This is a genomic window from uncultured Campylobacter sp., assembly GCF_937973075.1.
Classification (GTDB): Bacteria; Campylobacterota; Campylobacteria; order Campylobacterales; family Campylobacteraceae; genus Campylobacter_B.
Window position 1 is genome coordinate 17660 of record NZ_CALBWL010000051.1, and the last position, 19144, is coordinate 36803.

General features: G+C 47.0%; 16 protein-coding genes. 9 read left to right on the forward strand and 7 right to left on the reverse strand.

What is annotated here, in order from left to right; genetic code table 11:
* Window positions 1–55 precede the first annotated feature (55 nt).
* The 4 genes from Q0274_RS06635 to Q0274_RS06650 all read right to left on the reverse strand — a co-directional run bounded on the left by Q0274_RS06635 (window position 56) and on the right by Q0274_RS06650 (window position 4327).
* A complete protein-coding gene (locus Q0274_RS06635; protein ID WP_005870686.1) occupies window positions 56–1462 on the reverse strand; it encodes an aspartate ammonia-lyase in 1407 nt (468 codons plus the stop codon).
* A 314-nt stretch (window positions 1463–1776) separates the two neighbouring features.
* A complete protein-coding gene (locus Q0274_RS06640; protein ID WP_298028439.1) occupies window positions 1777–2376 on the reverse strand; it encodes a DedA family protein in 600 nt (199 codons plus the stop codon).
* Window positions 2377–2611: 235 nt separating this feature from the next.
* Window positions 2612–3436, reverse strand: coding sequence for a peptidylprolyl isomerase (locus Q0274_RS06645; protein WP_298028440.1), 825 nt, complete (start codon window positions 3434–3436; stop codon window positions 2612–2614).
* 114 nt (window positions 3437–3550) lie between these two features.
* Complete coding sequence (locus Q0274_RS06650; RefSeq protein WP_005870677.1) at window positions 3551–4327, reverse strand: MetQ/NlpA family ABC transporter substrate-binding protein; 777 nt, start codon at window positions 4325–4327, stop codon at window positions 3551–3553.
* Between the two features lie 233 nt (window positions 4328–4560).
* On the opposite strand from Q0274_RS06650, the gene Q0274_RS06655 reads away from it, so the two are divergent.
* From Q0274_RS06655 to Q0274_RS06685, 7 genes are all read left to right on the forward strand, one after another.
* Entirely contained in the window at window positions 4561–7176 is a 2616-nt protein-coding gene (locus Q0274_RS06655) for a valine--tRNA ligase (RefSeq protein WP_298028441.1), read from the forward strand.
* 40 nt (window positions 7177–7216) lie between these two features.
* Window positions 7217–7363, forward strand: a complete 147-nt coding sequence (locus Q0274_RS06660; protein ID WP_297880516.1) for a hypothetical protein — start codon at window positions 7217–7219, stop codon at window positions 7361–7363.
* A 58-nt stretch (window positions 7364–7421) separates the two neighbouring features.
* Complete coding sequence (locus Q0274_RS06665) at window positions 7422–8408, forward strand: diaminopimelate dehydrogenase (protein WP_298028442.1); 987 nt, start codon at window positions 7422–7424, stop codon at window positions 8406–8408.
* Window positions 8409–8452: 44 nt separating this feature from the next.
* Window positions 8453–9442, forward strand: coding sequence for a methionine ABC transporter ATP-binding protein (locus Q0274_RS06670; protein ID WP_298028443.1), 990 nt, complete (start codon window positions 8453–8455; stop codon window positions 9440–9442).
* A 431-nt stretch (window positions 9443–9873) separates the two neighbouring features.
* The gene (locus Q0274_RS06675) at window positions 9874–10107 is read left to right on the forward strand and encodes a hypothetical protein (RefSeq protein ID WP_291936948.1); all 234 of its coding nucleotides are present in this window, start codon (window positions 9874–9876) and stop codon (window positions 10105–10107) included.
* Window positions 10107–10769: a response regulator transcription factor gene (locus Q0274_RS06680; RefSeq protein WP_298028444.1), complete on the forward strand. Its 663-nt coding sequence runs from the start codon at window positions 10107–10109 to the stop codon at window positions 10767–10769. The genes Q0274_RS06675 and Q0274_RS06680 overlap by 1 nt, the downstream gene beginning before the upstream one ends.
* Window positions 10762–11934 (forward strand): HAMP domain-containing sensor histidine kinase, encoded by a 1173-nt coding sequence (locus Q0274_RS06685; protein ID WP_298028445.1) that lies wholly within the window; start codon window positions 10762–10764, stop codon window positions 11932–11934. Before Q0274_RS06680 ends, Q0274_RS06685 begins: the two co-directional genes overlap by 8 nt.
* Window positions 11935–12178: 244 nt before the next feature.
* Here Q0274_RS06685 and Q0274_RS06690 read toward each other — a convergent pair whose 3' ends face one another.
* From Q0274_RS06690 to pta, 3 genes are all read right to left on the reverse strand, one after another.
* Window positions 12179–12799 (reverse strand): hypothetical protein, encoded by a 621-nt coding sequence (locus tag Q0274_RS06690; RefSeq protein ID WP_298028446.1) that lies wholly within the window; start codon window positions 12797–12799, stop codon window positions 12179–12181.
* A gap of 527 nt (window positions 12800–13326) precedes the next feature.
* Entirely contained in the window at window positions 13327–14559 is a 1233-nt protein-coding gene (locus tag Q0274_RS06695) for an acetate kinase (protein WP_298028447.1), read from the reverse strand.
* Window positions 14559–16157 carry a phosphate acetyltransferase gene (gene pta, locus Q0274_RS06700; protein ID WP_298028448.1) on the reverse strand — a complete coding sequence of 533 codons (1599 nt, stop codon included), beginning with the start codon at window positions 16155–16157 and terminating at the stop codon, window positions 14559–14561. The genes Q0274_RS06695 and pta overlap by 1 nt, the downstream gene beginning before the upstream one ends.
* 112 nt (window positions 16158–16269) lie before the next feature.
* On the opposite strand from pta, the gene Q0274_RS06705 reads away from it, so the two are divergent.
* Both Q0274_RS06705 and Q0274_RS06710 read left to right on the forward strand, forming a co-directional pair.
* The gene (locus Q0274_RS06705; RefSeq protein ID WP_298028449.1) at window positions 16270–17007 is read left to right on the forward strand and encodes a helix-hairpin-helix domain-containing protein; all 738 of its coding nucleotides are present in this window, start codon (window positions 16270–16272) and stop codon (window positions 17005–17007) included.
* Window positions 17008–17449: 442 nt separating this feature from the next.
* Complete coding sequence (locus Q0274_RS06710) at window positions 17450–19144, forward strand: acetolactate synthase large subunit (RefSeq protein ID WP_298028450.1); 1695 nt, start codon at window positions 17450–17452, stop codon at window positions 19142–19144.

Consider the following 19144-nt stretch of genomic DNA (forward strand, 5'->3'; position numbering starts at 1 on the left):
GGAATTTCGCCTGTTAAATTAACTGATGAAATTCCGCGCCGCACCTAGTTTGGAACTATTTTTTGCTCATATGTGGGTTGAGCATAGATTTAGGCTCTAGGATCTTATCGATCTCCTCTTTTTTCAAATATCCGCGCTCTAAGCAGATTTCGCCTACGGATTTGCCTGTTTGCAACGCCTCTTTGGCGATACTTGCGGATTTTTCGTAGCCGATGTAGGGATTAAACGCCGTAACGATACCGACAGAATTTAGCACCGATTTTAGGCAAGCTTCAGGATTTGCCTTTAGATGTTTGATAGCTTTTTCGGCTAGTGTATTCATCGCATTTTCTAAAAGCACGATCGAGTTAAATAACGCATATGCGATGCCAGGCTCGAACGCATTTAGCTCAAATTCTCCGCGTTCGGAGCAAAGCATGATCGTAACGTCGTTGCCGATAACTTCATAGCATGCCTCGCCTACGACCTCGGCGATGACTGGATTTACTTTGCCCGGCATGATGGAGCTGCCCGGTTGCATCTTAGGAAGCTCTATTTCGCCTAGTCCGCATCTAGGACCGGAGTTCATAAGACGTAGGTCGTTTGCGATTTTGCTTAGGCGGACGGCTGCTGTTTTTAACGCGCCGCTAACGTGGACGAAGTCCGCGGTGTCTTGTGTAGCGGCGATGAAATCCTCTGCGGCTTTAAATTTAACGCCGGTGATTTCGCCCAGTTTTTTCTCGACTACGTTTTTATAATCAGGGTGGCAGTTGATGCCCGTACCAATCGCCGTAGCGCCCATATTTAGGTAAGTCATAGACTCCCTAGCGGCTTTGATAAGCGCGATATCGGTTTTGATGTAGGTAGCAAAAGCATTGAAAGTGTTTCCAAGAGTAGTAGGAACGGCGTCCTCAAGCTCTGTCCTTCCCATTTTGATGACATCTTTGTATTCTTTGGCTTTAACTTCAAGCTCTTTTTTCAAATTTTCCATAGCTTTTAGTAGATCGGTTAGCTTGGCGTAAGCGGCGACTTTGATCGAGCTAGGATAGGTATCGTTGGTGCTTTGACCCAAATTTGTGTGATCGTTTGGATGAAGGTATTGGTATTCGCCCTTTTTATGTCCCATGCTCTCCAAAGCTATATTGGTAATGACCTCGTTGGTATTCATATTCGTTGAAGTTCCGGCGCCGCCTTGGATCATATCGACTACGAATTGATCTCTAAACTCTCCTGCGATAAGTCTGTCGCAAGCTTTTGCAATCGCATCGGCTTTTTGTGCGTCTAGGACTCCGACCTCTTTATTGGCTAGCGCAGCTGCTTTTTTGATTTGTGCAAATGCTTTGATAAAAAACGGATAGTCTTTGAGTGCTCGTCCGCTTAGGTGGAAGTTCTCTAGTGCCCTAAATGTTTGCACACCGTAGTAAAAATCGTCGGAAATTTCTAATTCACCGATGAAATCGTGTTCTTTTCTGGTCTTTGCCATAATAAGTCCTTTCGTTGAAATTGTTAATGGAATTTTAAAGCTTTTAGTATTAAAAGTAGCTTAAAACGTAACGAAAAATTAAAATTTAGAAATTAGTATGATTGTTTAAGGCTTTAAATAGAATTTTACTTAAAAATATTTTGGAATTCGCTACTAAGGCATAATTACACTTTAATAGAAATATCGTATCGCACGCAGATTATGAAAGTGGAATTATAAAAATTCTTGTTTAGCTTAAATTATAATTTGAAAAATTTGAAGTTAAAGGCGGTAAAATGGAATTTTTCATTGTATTTATATTTACTAGAACGGAGCTATCTTTTGCGTTTTATAAAATAAACATATAGAAGCGAGATTATAATGACGATGGCGAACAAAGCGATCGTAATTAGATGCAGATCTTGCTTGATTAGCTCCTCGTTTTCGCCGATGAAATATCCTAAGCTCATCAGTATTAATGTCCAAATCGCAGCTCCAAGCCCGGTAAATAGCACGAAGCGCGCGACATTCATCTTTGCAAGCCCCGCAGGAAGGCTGATGTATTGACGAATACCTGGGATTAGGCGGCAGTTAAACGTTGAAATTTCGCCATGGCGGTTAAAAAAAGCTTCGAATTTTGCAAATTTCTCCTCGGTGATGCCTACGTATTTGCCGTATTTAGCGATAATCTTACGTCCAAAAAAGTAGCATAGATAGTAATTAAACAGCGCGCCGGTGATGCTGCCGCCAAGCCCACAAACAAATGCTAGAACAAAGCTCATCTGCGATTTTGAGGCCAGATAGCCTGCAGGGATCATCACGACTTCACTTGGGAAAGGAAAGAAGCTGCTTTCTAAAAACATCATCATAAAAATGCCAAGGTATCCCCAACCTGCGACAAATTCTACGATAAAATTTACGATATTAGAAAGCATTTGAATTCCTTGATTTAATGTGTAAAAACCGGCTGTACTTACAATTCCGCGAAATTTAGCATCGGTAGAGCGAATAAATTTAGAATTTAACAATCCGACGATATAAGAGTGATCTTAAAATTTCACAAAATTTAGCGTATATAAAACAAAAGCGCGGGCTAAAATTTATTCTTGCAAGTTACTGCCGCAGCGAACTTGCATATAAATTTAATAGTCTCGCGCCTTAAAATTAAAACTATTTTGCGTATTCGATGTTTAGTTTGCCGAATAGCTCATTAGCCTTGTCATCGATTTTTTTGTTTACTTTGCTTGGAAGTAATTGATTTTTGATGAGATCTTTTACTTTTTCAAACGGCATAGTCTCAGCCTTTTTGCTGCTTTCTTTGTAGATTACATGATATCCGAATTGCGTCTTTACCGGCGTTTTGCTCATCTCACCATCTTTTAGCGCAAACGCCGCTTTTTCAAACTCCGGCACCATCATTCCTTTGCCAAAAGAGCCCAAATCACCACCGTTTTCTTTAGCACTTGGATCGATTGAAATTTCTTTGGCTAGCTTATTAAATTCCTCTTTTAAATTCTCTTTTTTGACTTTTGATAGCTTCGCAATCGCGTTTTTAGCAGCCTTTTCGTCTGCTACTAAGATATGGCTTGCGGTAACGGAATCTGGTTGCATGAAATTTTGTTTATTTTCATCATAAATTTTTTTAGCTTCCTCGTCGCTGATGCTTACGCCCTTGGCCTCTTCGCGTTGCCATAGATTAAATGCGATGCCATCTTTAGCAAGCTCTAGCTGATGCTTATATTCGTCGCTGTTTTCAATGCCTGATTTTTTCGCCTCTGCGATTAGAAGTTTGTATTTGATTAGATCATCGATTAGTTTTTTCTTCTCATCGGCGGTCGGTTCCTGTCCGCCGTGCTGCATACCTTGAGCTAAAAACGGTGCAACATCCTCATCTGTAATAGTGATATTCGCGTCTTTTGCAGTAGCCAAAACGCCTGCATTAAGCGAAGATATAGCCATAGCGGCAACAAAGCTGAAAGATAAAATTCTTTTCATTATTTTTCCTTTACTCGGTAAATTTCGCGCAATTATAAAAAAAGATAGTAAATAAAATAGCGAATGCCAGCAAATTCGGCGCGAATCGTGCGCCGAATTTTAAAAAGAGAGGAGTTAAAACGATGGAATGATTGCGCCTTTATATTGCGTCTCGATGAATTTTTTCACTTTCTCGCTTTGAATTGCTTTATCTAGCGCCTTGATTTTAGGGCTGTTTTCGTTGCCTTCTTTAACGCTAATAACATTTGTGTAAGGGTTGCCCTCAGCCTTTTCTAAAAATAGCGAATCCTTGATTGGGTTTAAATTTGCGTTAAAGGCAAAATTTGAGTTGATAACCGCAATATCGACATCGCCCAGGGTGCGTGGAAGCGCGGCGCCTTCAAGCTCTAAAATTTCTAAATTTTTAGGATTTTTCGTGACATCTAGCGGCGTGCGAAGCTTAGCGTTTTGATCTACTTCGATGAGCCCTGCGGCTACGAGCAGATCAAGAGCGCGGCTTTCGTTAGTCGGATCGTTCGGCACGGCAACTTTGGCACCGTTTTTAAGATCTTTTAAATTTTTAATCTTATGGCTGTAGATGCCCATCGGCTCTAAGTGCACACCCACGGTCGCTTTTAACTTCGTGCCTTTATTAGCGTTAAATTCCTCCATATATGGCACGTGCTGGAAAAATCCCGCATCCACGTCGCCGCTATCAGTAGCGAGGTTAGGGGTTACGTAGTCGTTGAAAACCTTGACCTCAAGATCGTAGCCTTGGGCTTTTAGATCAGGCTTAATCTGCTCTAAAATTTCGGCATGCGGTATCGGAGTAGCGGCGACTACGATTTTTTCGGCAAGAGCGAAGCTGACGACGCTGGCGCTAAGAAGCGAAGCGAGAAGAAATTTCTTCATATTTAATCCTTTTGGTTAAAATTTCGCGGTATTATAGCAGGTAGAATTTTTAATGTCAAGTGTTTTTATATGATTTTTTAAAATTTTATCTAAAATATTCTAAAATTCGATATTTTTACATATATTTAAATACTACATTTTATTGTATAATGCAGAATTGGCACGCTTTAATGAGCGCTTTACATAAATTCCGCTAAAATCGCAAAATTTAAAATTTTAAAAAAAGGCTAAAGATGGCAGATTTTTACGACGCGAAAGCCGTAGAGGAGAGCTTTTATAAAATTTGGGAGCAGCGCGGTTATTTCGAGATCGACGGCAATAAAGATATCCAGCAAAAAGGCAAAAACTTTTGCATTATGATGCCCCCTCCTAACGTCACCGGAGTGCTTCATATCGGGCACTCGCTCACTTTTACGTTGCAAGACATAATGACGCGATACAAGCGAATGGACGGCTACCGCACGCTGTGGCAGCCGGGGCTTGATCACGCAGGCATTGCAACGCAAAACGTCGTCGAGCGCGAGCTTTTGGCGCAAGGGATCAAAAAAGAAGAGATAGGGCGCGAGGAGTTTTTAAAGCACGTTTGGCACTGGAAGGAGCAAAGCGGCGGGCAGATCGTAAGGCAGATGAAGCGCCTGGGCGTCACGCCTGCGTGGAGCAGACAGCGCTTTACTATGGATGAGGGGCTTAAAAACGCCGTGCGCAAAGCATTCGTAAGCTTATACGACGCGGGACTAATCGTACGCGGAAACTACATGGTAAACTGGTGCACGCACGACGGCGCACTAAGCGACGTGGAGGTCGAGCACAAGGAGAACAAGGGCAAGCTTTATTATCTGCGTTATTACTTTTCGGACGCGCAAGATAAATTTATCGTAGTGGCTACTACGCGACCCGAGACCTACTTCGGCGATACTGCGGTGATGGTAAATCCCGCGGACGAACGCTATAAAAATTGGATCGGCAAAAAGCTCGTGCTGCCGCTAATCGGCCGCGAGATAGAGATCATCGCCGACGAATACGTCGATATGAGCTTCGGAACGGGCGCCGTAAAGGTCACTCCCGCGCACGATACCAACGACTACGAGGTCGGCAAGCGCCACGAGCTGGAGTTTATCACTGTTTTTGACGAAAAAGGAATTTTAAACGAGCAGTGCGGTAAATTTAATGGTTTAGAGCGACTTGCTGCGCGCGATCAGATCGTAGCGGAGCTTGATCGGCTGGGCTTTATCGAAAAAATCGAGGACTACGAAAATCAAGTCGGCTACTGCTACCGCTGCAAAAACGTCGTCGAGCCGTACATCTCGCAGCAGTGGTTCGTGCGCGCAGATATCGCAAAAGATGCGATCTCTAAGGTAAATTCCGGCGAGGCGGAATTTTTCCCGAAGCACTGGATCAATAGCTTCAACGCCTGGATGCGCGAGCTGAAGGATTGGTGTATCAGCCGCCAGCTGTGGTGGGGGCATAGAATTCCCGTGTTTTACTGCGACTGCGGCCATCAGTGGGCGGATGAGCGAGAGAGCCCCGATGTCTGCCCGAAATGCGGCGGTAAAAATTTTACTCAAGATCCCGACGTGCTCGATACGTGGTTTTCAAGCGGTCTTTGGCCGATCAGTACGCTTGGCTGGGGCAACGGCGAGGCGCTGAAAAACGAGAAGTGGTTTGAGGGCGATTTGGCGGAATTCTATCCCAATACGATGCTGATTACCGGCTTTGACATTTTGTTTTTCTGGGTCGCGCGCATGATGTTTCAGTGCCAAAACGCCATGGGCGAGCTGCCGTTTCGCGACATCTATCTGCATGCCTTAGTTAAGGACAAAGACGGCAAAAAGATGAGCAAATCGAGCAAAAACGTAGTCGATCCGCTGCTAAAAATCGATGAATTTAGCGCCGATATTTTGCGCTTTACGCTTACGATTTTGTGCGTGCAGGGGCGCGATCTGCGCCTTAGCGACGATAAGCTTTTGATATATCGAAATTTTACGAACAAGCTTTATAACGCGAGCAAATTTTTGCTTTTAAACGCTTCTAAATTCGACGATTTAGACGCGGCGCAGATCAAAACGAGCCTCGGCAAATATATGCTTTCGCGCTTTAATTGCTGCGTGAGCGCGGTGCGGGAAAATTTAGACGAATACCGCTTCAACGACGCTGCGACCGAGCTTTATAAGTTTTTTTGGGACGAGTTTTGCGACTGGGGCATTGAGCTTAGCAAGGCGGACAAGGCCGCGATCGGTGAGCTAGGGATGATTTTTAAAGAAGCGATGAAGCTACTAAGCCCATTTATGCCGTTTCTAAGCGAGTATCTTTATCAGGAGCTAAGCGGCACGAAGCTACAAGACGCGCGCTCCATCATGGTGATGCGATACCCGCAGCCTGGCGAGCGCAACGAGCGGATCGAGGAGCTATTTTCGCTCGTTATTGAAGCGATCGTTAGCATTCGCCGCGCAAAGGCGACGATCGAGCTCGGCAATGCGCGCGTAGCCAAAGCCTACGTCAAATCTGCAGTCGATCTAAGCGCCGCCGCAGACTACATTAAAACGCTTGCCAAGGTAGATGAAGTGGAATTTACGCAGCAAAATATCACAAATTCCGCCCGCGACGTAAGCGAGAGACTAGAAACTTTCGTACCGCTTGATGGAGTTGATCTTAGCGGCGTGGTTTCGCGCCTTAGCGCGCAAAAAGCGAAGTTGCAAAAAGAGATCGAAAAGCTCTCTGCGATGCTAGACAATGAAAAATTTATCTCCTCCGCGCCCGCTGACGTCGTCACCGCAAACCGCGAAGGGTTGCAAAGCGCGCAGGAAAAATTCGCCAAAGTATGCGACGAGCTAAAGGCGTTTGACGAGTAGTCCGCTCATTTGAGTCTAAATTTAAATCAAGGAGAAAAATATGTCAAAAGGTAGTATCGGTGGATTTACATTAGGCACGGTCATAGCCGTCGCACTATCATGGGGAGTCAATAAAAGCATAATGTGGGCGATAATCCACGGATTTTTAAGTTGGTTATACGTGATTTATTATTTCCTACTGAGGTAAAATTTTATCGGCGGCGCGCCGTTTTACGCGCTAAATTTTAAAATTTGAAGGATAAAAAATGAGCGAAAAAATAAAAATAGCGGTTTTGGGATATGGAAATTTAGGTCGCGGCGTAGAGCTTGTCGCGCGAAATAGCAAGGATTTAGAGCTTTCGGCGGTGTTTTCTCGCCGTGAGCCGCACAGCGTGCAAACATGCGGTGCGCCGGTATTCAGCGCGGATGAAATTTTATCGCACAAGGGCGAATTCGACGTTTTAGTTCTTTGCGGCGGCAGCGCGACCGATCTACCGACTCAGACGCCAGAATTTGCGCGGAGCTTTAACGTCGTTGATAGCTTCGATACGCACGCAAAAATCCCGGAGCACTTCGCCGCGGTAGACGCCGCCGCCAAAGCGGGCGGAAATGTAGGCATCATCGCCGTTGGCTGGGATCCGGGTCTGTTTTCGTTAAATAGACTATTTGGCGAAAGCGTGCTGGAAAACGGCAGCAGCTACACGTTTTGGGGTAAAGGCGTGAGCCAGGGCCACTCCGACGCTATCCGCAGGATCGAGGGCGTCGTGGACGCACGCCAATACACCGTGCCGATAGAAAGCGCTCTTGAGCGAGTTCGCGCGGGCGAAAACCCGAGACTTAACACGCGCGAAAAACACCTGCGCGAGTGCTACGTAGTGTCCGAGGATGGCGCCGATAAAGCGCGCATCGAGCGTGAGATAAAAACGATGCCGAATTACTTCGCCGATTACGACACGAGCGTGCATTTCATAGATCTTGCGACGCTTAAAAAAGAGCACGGCGGCATCCCTCACGGAGGATTCGTTTTGCGAAGCGGAGCGACTGGCGAGCGCGGCGAAAATAAACACCTGATCGAGTTTTCGCTAAAGCTTGACTCAAATCCCGAATTTACCGCAAGCGTACTAGTAGCCTACGCCCGCGCGGCGTATCGCCTAGCGCAAAGAGGCGAAAGTGGCGCGTTTAGCGTATTTGACATCGCTCCGGCGCTTATTTCGCCAAAGAGCGCAGATGAGCTAAGGCGCGAAATTTTATAAATTTTTGGGGGCGCTTCGGCGGAATTATGAACGAGGAAATCTGAGTGATAAAGATAGAGAATTTAAAGAAATTTTACGGCAAAACCTGCGTGATTGACGATGTGAGCCTGGAAGTAAAGCAGGGTGAAATTTTTGCTATCGTCGGCCGCAGCGGCGCGGGTAAAAGCACTCTGCTGCGCTGCATAAACGGCCTTGAGGACTATCAAGAAGGAAGCCTCAAAGTAGAGGGCAGGGAGGTAAGAGAGCTAAACGCCGCTCAGATCCGCGAGCTGCGCAAAAATATCGGTATGATTTTTCAGCACTTCGCGCTTATGAGCCGCCGCACCGTCGCGCAAAACGTCGCCACGCCGTTAGCATTTTGGGGCTATTCGAAGGACCATACAAAGAGCCGCGTCGCCGAGCTTTTGGAGCTCGTGGGGCTTGCAGATAAAGCAAATGCCTATCCTAGCGAGCTTAGCGGCGGACAGAAGCAGCGCGTGGCGATCGCGCGCGCGCTTGCATTAAGCCCTAAAATTTTGCTTTCCGACGAGGCGACCTCGGCGCTTGATCCTAACACTACCGCTCAAATTTTATCGCTTCTGCGCCGCATCAATCGCGAGCTAGGCATCACGATCGTGCTCGTCACGCACGAGATGGAGGTCGTAAAGGGCATCGCGCAGCGAGCGATCCTGCTTAAGGGCGGGCGCGTGAGCAACTCGGGCGATATCGTCTCACTGTTTTTGCACCCGGATGAGAATATGAAGGAGTTTTTGGGCGAGGAGGAGGTGCTGCCTGCAAGCGGCGTGAATATCAGGCTCTTTTTCCCGCCCGCGGTCGCGTTTGACAGCGTGATCACGCATATGGCGCGCGCTTTGGAGATAAATTTTAATATCGTCTGGGGCAAGCTCGAGCGCCTTGATAAAAACGTCGTCGGAAGCCTCGTGATCAACGTAGAGCCCGCATACGTCGCGCGCGTGGAGGAGTTTATCAAAAACGCGGGCGTGATCTATGAGATCGTAAGCGAGGATGAGATCAAAAGCTGCGCCGCGATCTAGGTGCGATTTCGCGCCCTGTGCGCTTGCGCCGCACTAAATTTAAGGGCTTACGCGGCATGGCGAATTTAAAAGCTCGCGTGAGGTCGCGAACTCAAAGGCTGGCTCGGCGTTTTGGATTTGACGTGCGCGTCGTGGCATAATAAATTTAATCAGTTTCGCCAGCGGTTTAAATTTTTATCTCGCCGCGGTAAAGCAAGCTCGGCGATGCGCTGTTGGCGTGCGCTCTGGCTAGCTTTGATTCGCGTTTAGAATTCGACTAGCCATAGCGAGGCGATTTAAATTTCAGGGATCGCGACCGACCGAGCGCATTTAAGCCGCGCCGCGTTTGAAATTACAGGCGTTTAAATTTAAATTTGAATTTTTTTGAAATTTCACACATACTTCACTTTTGCGGAAGTATAATTCCGCTAATTTCTTTTAAGGAGTACGTAATGAAAAAACTTACTTTGTTTGCGCTTAGTGCGCTATTTGCTGGCACTTTTGCCGTAGCTGCCGACATGGGCATGAAAGATGAGATGAAGGACGCCAATACATCAATGCATAATGGTGCGAAAGAGATGAAGGGCGACATGAAAGATATGCACAAGGATGCTATGAAAGAGGGTAAACATATGAAGGATGAGATGAAAGGCGAAATGAAAAAAGAGATGAAAAAAGAGATGTAGTGAGTAAAATTTTACTCGTAGAGGACGATGAGACGCTTTGCGATCTCATCGGCGAATATCTAAAAGACGCGGGCTTTGACGTATGCGTTTGCAGCGACGCTCAAAGCGCCGCGGATCTTGCTTATGAACAAAAATTTGATCTTTTTATCTTTGACGTAAAAATCCCCAAAGGCGACGGATTCTCACTTTTAAAAGAGCTACGCAAGAGCGGCGATCGCACCCCTGCGATATTCGCCACGTCGCTAAATACGCTTGATGATCTTGAGGTTGGTTTTAAAAGCGGCTGCGACGATTATCTCAAAAAACCGTATGAATTAAAAGAGCTGCTGCTGCGCGTTAATTCACTCATAAAGCGAAACTTCAGCCATAATTTTGATGATTTTGTAACTATTGACGACGAGTTTAAATTTTACTTTGCAAGCAAAGAGCTACGCAAGGCAGGCGTGCCCGTCGCGCTTTCAAACAAAGAACGCGAGCTGCTGGCGCTTTTTTTGCAAAATAAAAACAGGCTTTTAAGCAAGGATGAAATTTTCTCCGCGATCTATGTTTTTAACGAAACGCCAAGCGAAGAAGCGCTACGAACTTATATCAAAAATCTACGCCGCGTCCTAGGCGAAGAGCATATCATAAATCGCCGCAACGCAGGGTATCTGTATGTCTGAAAAGACTGCTTTAACGCTTAAAATTCTATCTTTATATCTCATTTCAAGCGCGTTATTTTTAGGATATTTTTTCAAGATAAATTACAGGATGAACGAAGCCGCGCTACTTTCGCACAGGATAAAAGAGCTAAAAGAGATCAAAATGATGATCTATATGAAAGCAAGCATGGACGGGCTGGAATCGCTAGCGGACTTTGAGCGCGAAAAGGGCGTGAGTGCGTGTATATTTAAGCCAAACTCTGATGAAATTTACGGCTGCAGTGGTGAGCTTGGCGCACTTGATAAAGCGAAGCTAAAGGCGGAATTTATAAGTGGCGGAAGGCTAGGAATTTATGAAAATCTGCAAAATATGGAGGAGCGAAACGCCTTTTCCAAGGCTAAAATCATTCTGCTTGGAAGTAGCGTGCAGGGCGAAATTTTAACGCTTCGTATCAAAACCGCAGCGATGATGATAGCGCTTTTGGGTGTGATATTAGCCGTGGCGTTTTATCTGGTGCGGCTAGGTACAAAGCCGCTTTACGATAAGATTGACACGCTAAATCGCTTCATCAAGGATAGTACCCACGAGATTAATACTCCGCTTAGTATTATCTCCATGAGCGTCGAGACGATGCGGCACGCAGAGCTTGGAGAATACAACGCCAAGCGCGTCGCTAATATCGATCTTGCCGCTAAGACGCTTTCGCGCATCTACGAGGATCTTGTGTTTTTAACCTTCGGTATGAATAAGGAGGGCGAGATTAGCTCGATCGATCTAAAAAGCCTCGTTGCTTCGCGCTGCGAATACTTCGCGCCGTTTATTCAAAAGCGCAGACTAAGCCTTAAAACCGATCTTTCGGATGCGAGCATGAACGCAAATATTTATGAAATTTCGCGCCTGATCGATAATCTGCTAAGTAATGCCGTAAAATACGCCAACGCAGGCGGCTACGTGGATGTGCGGCTAAGGCACGGCGAGCTGGCGATCTCAAACAGCGGCGAGGGGATCGATAAGAAAAAAGGCGACGAAATTTTCAGGCGCTTTGCGCGCTTTAACTCAAGCGAGGGCGGCTTTGGAATCGGGCTTAGCATCGTAAGCGAGGTCTGCAAAAAATACTCCTTTTCTATCTCCTACGACAGCGTGCCGGGCGAGATAACGACCTTCCGCCTTACGTGGCGCGAATAAAATTTTAAAATTTAGTGAAATTTTAAAATTTAAAAGCGACCGCCTGCGGTTTAAATTTAATCGTCGTTTGGTCGCTTAAATTCCGCGCAAAAAGGCTCTAATTGCCGGAGCGTTTAAATTTAATCGTCGCTTGTTTTTGTTCTAAAACGGAGCGCGGAATTTTATCAGTCGTTCGCTTTGCGCTCGTAAAATGACCCTAAAAGTTATGGGTGCGGAATTTTATTCGTCCGCGATTTCATAAAATTTAGCTTTTATTTCTTGATAAGTATATCCAGTGGATTATATTACTGAATAAAATCGGAACAGATATACCAAAAAACATTGAGCCGCCTCCAAAAAACGATAGCCAACCAAACAGGCTCTCTCTGCTCGCAAAAGTTGGAAACGTCCGCCCGTTGCCTACTTTGTGTGGGATGCCGTTTATGGCAAAATCGGCGTAGAAATAATTATTTAGAAGCCAATAGATAAAAGGTATGCCGATAAGCATAATTAGCTGCGTCTTGACGGCGGGAAGCTCTTTTTCATATAAGAATACGGCGATTGGATAATACACGCAGCTTAGCGCGAAAGCCGTTAAAATAGGTACCCACAATGCCGCGACGTAAAATTCCGCAAGCTGCGTGTGCGGGCTTATTTTGCCGATTGCGGCGATGTTTGGAAAAAACCGCTTCATAAATCCAACGAAGTCCGCGCATGCCGCACTTACGTCTAAAATATTTTCGGGTAGCACGAATACGCTAAGCGCCGTGATCGCAAACAGCGCGAAAACCGCCGCGTAAAGCCGCCCGAAAAATTTAGTAAATTTCGTATCGGGATATGACGCCTCTTGCTCTTGCGCGCCTTGAGAATTCGGCAGATCGCTCATCGTTCGCTCCTTTAATAAAGTTTGCGTGCCAAAACCCGGCTTGCGCTAAATTTTAAAATTTTATGCCTTATCATTCGGTAAAATTTCACGACGAGGACTTGCTTTGGAATTTCGCGGTCAAATTTGAAATAAAATTTATTAAATTTAACCGAGCAATGCTTTTTTACAAACAAAGTCTCGCCGCCTCTAACGTGCAGTGGGGTAGGTGGGGGTTTTGGCGGCAGACCTGCTTGCGGTTGCTAGCCGAAGCAAAGTAAAAGGGCGCTTCACAAGTATAGCCCCTTCCGCTCCGCCTCTTCCGAGCAAGAATTTAAGCCTTATCGGAAGCGACAAATAAAATTTAAACCCGCGCGTAGCGTGGCAATTTCTCGTATCGTCTTAGCCAGAAAGCCACTAAAATAAAGAAAGCCCTTTCATTTCACGCAAGCTCGCAGCCAAGACCCAAAATTAATTGCCTAACAAAAAAGGCAGGTTGGCGTTGCTTGCTCGCAAAATAACCGCGGAATCCCACTAGATAAAATTTAAATTTAAAATTCCGAGTATTTCTGATAGTCGATCTGCGCGGAGTTTTTGTTGATCGTATCGACCGTAGCTTCGGCGATCGCCAGCTCCTCGTTGGTAGGGATTACAAGCGTTTTTATTTTGCTATCTGCCGTGCTTAAATTTCTAATCGAGCCAGTATTTTTTGCGTTTTTTGTCGCATCGATTTCGATGCCGATATGAGCGAGCCTCTCGCAGACATTTTGCCTAAAATGCGGCGCATTCTCGCCGATACCGCCGGTAAAGATCAAAGCGTCCACGCGCCCGAGTACGGCGTAATACGCTCCGATCGTCTTAACGACGCTGTACACGAGCATCTCAAATGCAAGTTTCGCGCGCGGCTCGCCATCCTCCATCTTTTCATATACTTTTCGCAGATCGCTTGCACCGCAGATGCCCAAAAGTCCGCTTTTTTTGTTCATTATGGCGTCCATATCCTGCGCGTTGTAGCCCGCGACGCGCTCGATGTATGGGATGATCGCAGGATCGATCGAGCCGCATCTGGTGCCCATGATGATCCCCTCAAGAGGCGTTAGCCCCATCGAGGTGTCGACGCACTTGCCGTTTTCTATGGCGCTTACGCTAGAGCCGTTGCCAAGATGTAGCGTAATGGCATTGAAGTTTTCGTATTTTTTACGTAAAAATTTCGCTCCCATCGTCGAGACGAACCAATGCGATGTGCCGTGCGCGCCGTAGCGACGAACCTTATATTTTTCGTAGAATTCATATGGCAGTGCGTACATATATGCATATGGTGGGATGCTTTGATGAAAGATCGTATCAAAAACCGCGACGTTTGGAATTTTTGGAGCGATCTTCAGGCAGGATTTGATGCCTGCTAAATTTGCGGGATTGTGTAGTGGTGCAAGCGGCGCAAGCTCGGCGATTTTAGCCATTACGTCCTCATCTATGAGTGCAGGAGCGTCGAAATAATCCGCACCCTGAACGATGCGATGTCCGATGCCGCCCACTTGAGTCAGATCTTTGATTACTCCGCTTTGTTTTAAAAGATTAATCGCGATTGCGATCGCGGTTTCGTGATTTGGAATTTGCTCGTTTTCAACCTTTATACTTCGTCCGTTGGCGCAATTGATGCTTCCGCTTGCGTGCGTCGAGCCGATCTCCTCGATGAGCCCACTTGCTATGCAGGCGTGATTTAGCATATCGTGGAATTTAAATTTAACCGAGCTCGAGCCGGAATTTATGACTAGGATATCCATTAATTCTCTCCCGCTTGAATGGCGCTGATAAGTATCGTGTTTACGATGTCGGCGACCTTGCAGCCGCGGCTTAGATCGTTTATCGGCTTTTTTAAGCCCTGCAGAATCGGCCCGATCGCCACGGCGCCTGCGGTGCGCTGAACGGCCTTATAACAGATATTTCCGCAGTTAAGATCGGGGAAGATAAATACGTTCGCACGCCCTGCGACCGCGGAGCCGGGCATCTTTTTCTTAGCGACTGCAGCATCGACTGCGGCATCGAATTGCAGCGGCCCGTCGATTGTGAGCCCCGGCGCCTTTTCGCGCGCTTTTTGCGTTGCAGTTTTTATGAATTCTACGCTATCGCCGCTGCCGCTATCGCCGCTGGAGTAGCTTAGCATCGCCACGCGCGGCTCAAGCCCAAACGCCTTTGCGGTCGCGGCACTTGAGATCGCGATACCCGCCAGATACTCTGCGCTCGGGCTCGGCGCTACGGCGCAGTCGGCAAAAAGCAGAGCCTGCGTATCCAGGCACATTATAAATGCGCCGCTAACGGTAGCGATGCCGGGCTTTGTCTTGATGATCTGAAGCGCGGGGCGGATCGTCTCTGCAGTAGTCGTGCCGGCACCGCTTACCATCGCATCGGCCAGCCCTTCATACACGAGCATCGTGCCGAAGTAGGTGCGATCGCGCACTAAATCGCGTGCCTGCGCCTCGCTCATACCCTTTGCCTTGCGAAGCTCATATAGATCGCGCGCAAATTTTTCTAAGCTCGCATCCGTCTGCGGATCTAAAATTTTAACACCCGCTAGATTAAGACCTAGCTTGCTTGCGCTTTTTTGCACTTCGTCTTGCCGCCCTAAAAGGATCAAATTTGCAGCACCGCTTTGTTTTATAATCGCGGCCGCGCGCAGAATTCTCTCATCGTCGCTTTCTGGAAGTACGACGGTTTTAACGTTCGCGCGAGCCTTGGCGTAGAGCTTGCTTTCAAATTTCAACGGGGTTAGAATTTCACAGCGCGTGGAGTTTGCGGCATCAGTGAAGTAGCTTTTGTCGGTAACGACTTTATCAAGCTCTATCGCGCCGCTTTGGCACGCAGAATTTTCGTCGTGAAATTTTGCATCACTTTCGCAGGCGGAATTTTTATCGCAAAGCTCCGATTTTTTAGAATTTGCACCCTCTTGTGCAGGTCTTAGCGCGGAAAATGAAATTTTATCCTCATATATGCTGGCAAAGCTTATCGCTTTTGCTGCGGCGATCGAGTGCGTGCCAATGCGCGCGGCAATTTCGTTAGGATAAAATCCGCAAACGGGGATATTTAGATCCTTTGCGATTTGTAAATTTAGCTCGCGCAGATCGGCTCCCGCTACGCCGCGAACCAGTACAAAATTGCACTGCTCTAAAATCTGCGTAAAGCGCTCTATCGCCGCCTTTCGCACACGCTCATCCTGCCCATCCGCGAGCGCTTTTTCAAGCTCGCTCCTGCTAAAAAGGGCATTGTCGCCAGCGATGCAAAGTTGCAAAACGTTGTGAAAGCTCATGGATAAAATTTTATCTAGTTTTTTTAGCTCGGATTGGTAGGCGGCAGGCTCGTCGCATAGGAGCAAAATTCCGTTCATCGGCTGATCCTTTGAAATAAGATAGTCAATTGTAGCAAAATTTTGCTTGCGTGTTAATCAAAGATTTATCGTGAGGGTTTAAAATTTGGTAACTTCCAACAAAGGAGCGCACATGAAAAATTTAGTGATTTTGGCTCTTTTAGTGAGCCTCGCCGCGGCGAAAATCAACATAAACGAAGCTAGTCGCTACGAGCTGATGACGATCGGTGGGCTTGATGCGGGTAGGGCGGATATGCTTATGCAATACCGCCAAAAGCGCGAAATTTCAAGTGCAGATGAGCTAAAGGGCATCAACGGCTTTGCAAGTTACGATACTGCTAAACTGCAGAAGAGCTTTGAAATATCGCCTAGAGCTAACGTGCAGCAGCCGGTGCAGCCTGATCGCGATATAGTCGTGGTCGAAAAGACCCGCACCCGCACGGTTTACGGAGGCTCTACTTACAGACGCGTGGAAAATTACGGAAACGGCATCACGATCACAGAGACTGGCACTTTACCGCCTCCTCTTCCGCGAGGATATGGTAGGCACGGCGGCATGATGCCGCCTCCTCCCCCACCTCCTGGCGGCATGCCACCACCTCCGGGAGGCATGCCACCACCTCCGGGAGGTATAAAACCGCCTCCTCCGCCACCGCCACCTCCATCAAGTGACTATTACCACAGAAGTTCTAACCGTATGAGCGATAGTGAAATTGGCGGAAGCTCGCGCCGTAACATGCCGGTGCCTATGCATATGGGAACGATCCGCTCGAAAAGATCCAGTAGCGTCACAAGCTTCGGCGACTGCGATCCACAAAGCGGCAACTGCGCTAGCGTGGGCGTAGGCGTGCAGGTAGATAGAGGGTTTTAAAATTTAATTTTACGCAGGCGGAATTTTTAGAATTTACAATCGAGATTCCGCCCGCCTTAAATTTACGGCTAAATTTTAAAATTTTGGTAGTGTAGAATTTAAAATTTATGCAGGTATCGCTCTACGCTACAATAAAATTTCAAAAAATTTTATAAATTTAATCGAGCCTCGCGTGGTAAAATTTCAAGCTAAAATTTTATGTTAAAACTGCTGCGCCGCGTTTTATCAAGATAAAATTTGCACCTTAAAATTTTAAATTCAAAATCCAGCCACATGATAAATTTTAAATTTGCCTTTTCCACTCTTTCTAAATTCCGAAATTTTGCCCCGTCTTGCTGCTATTAAATTTTAAATTCGACCCGATTTAACGCCTTAAATTCGTGAAATTTAATTTACAAAATAATATAATCACAAAATTATTCCAATGAAACAGGATGGGCGTATGAAAGAAATTAGCGGATCGCAGATGATCGTGGAGGCGTTGCGGCAGGAGGGGGTCGAGGTAGTTTTCGGCTACCCGGGCGGCGCAGCGCTAAACATTTATGATGAAATTTACAAACAAAAATACTTCAGGCATATTTTGGTGCGCCACGAGCAGGCTGCGGCGATGGCTGCGGACGGATACGCGCGCGTCAGCGGCAAGGTCGGCGTGGCTGTCGTCACAAGCGGACCCGGATTTACGAACGCGCTTACGGGGCTTGCTACGGCGTATAGCGATAGCATCCCAATCGTGCTTATCAGCGGGCAGGTGGCGACCTCGCTTATCGGCACCGACGCCTTTCAAGAGATCGACGCGATCGGAATTTCACGCCCCTGCGTTAAGCACAACTATCTAGTTAAAACGATCGAAGAGCTGCCTAGAATTTTAAAAGAAGCCTTTTATATCGCTCGCAGCGGCAGACCTGGACCCGTGCACGTTGATATTCCCAAAGACGTAACAGCGAAGCTTGGCGTTTTTGAATATCCTAGCGAAATCAAGATGCAGACTTATAAGCCCAATTATAAGGGTAATTCTAAACAGATCAAAAAAGCCGTCGAGCTAATCGCAAACTCCAAAAAGCCTATCCTCTACATCGGAGGCGGCGTTATTAGCGCGGGCGCAAGCGAGCTGGTGCGCGAGCTTAGCGAGTTTGCGCAGATCCCGGTCGTGCAAACCCTTATGGCACTGGGAGCTATGCGAAGCGATGATAAGCTAAATCTAGGTATGGTCGGAATGCACGGCAGCTACGCCGCAAATATGGCGCTTAGCGAGTCTGATCTGATAATCTGCTTGGGCGCGAGATTTGACGATCGCGTCACCGGCAAGCTTAGCGAATTCGGCAAAAACGCGAAAATCATCCACGTCGATATCGATCCTAGCTCGATCTCAAAGATCATAAACGCGGATTATCCGATCGTGGGCGACGTGAAATCGGTGCTAGAGGAGATGCTGCCGCGTATTAGAAGCGAGGTTAGCCCTGCAAATTTCGAGCAGTGGCGCGAGCTCATCCGCAAATACGATGAAATTCACCCGCTTAAATTTAACGACAGCGATGAAATTTTAAAGCCGCAGTGGGTTATACAAAGTACCGCAAAAATCGCGGGCGAGGACGCTATCATCGCTACGGACGTGGGGCAGCATCAGATGTGGGTCGCGCAGTTTTATCCGTTTTGCAAGCCGCGCACTCTGCTAAGTAGCGGAGGGCAGGGCACGATGGGATACGGCCTGCCCGCAGCATTGGGCGCGAAGGCTTATGCGGGAGATAGACCGGTTATAAATTTCAGCGGAGACGGCTCGATTTTGATGAATATCCAAGAGCTGATGACTGCGAGCGCGAGCGGCCTAAACGTCGTAAATATCGTATTAAACAACAATTTCTTAGGCATGGTGCGGCAGTGGCAGAGCCTATTTTACGGGCAGCGTTTCTCATCGACCGATCTTAGCTCGCAGCCCGATTTCGTAAAAATTGCGGAGGGCTTCGGCGGCGTGGGCTTTAGCGTTAGCACCAAAGCGGAATTTGAAGATGCGCTGAAGCAGGCTCTTGCGAGTAAAAAGGTAAGTGTCATCGAGGCCAAGATCGATCGCTTCGAAAACGTCTGGCCGATGGTGCCTGCAGGCGGCGCACTTTATAATATGATTTTTGAGCAGGAGTCTTAG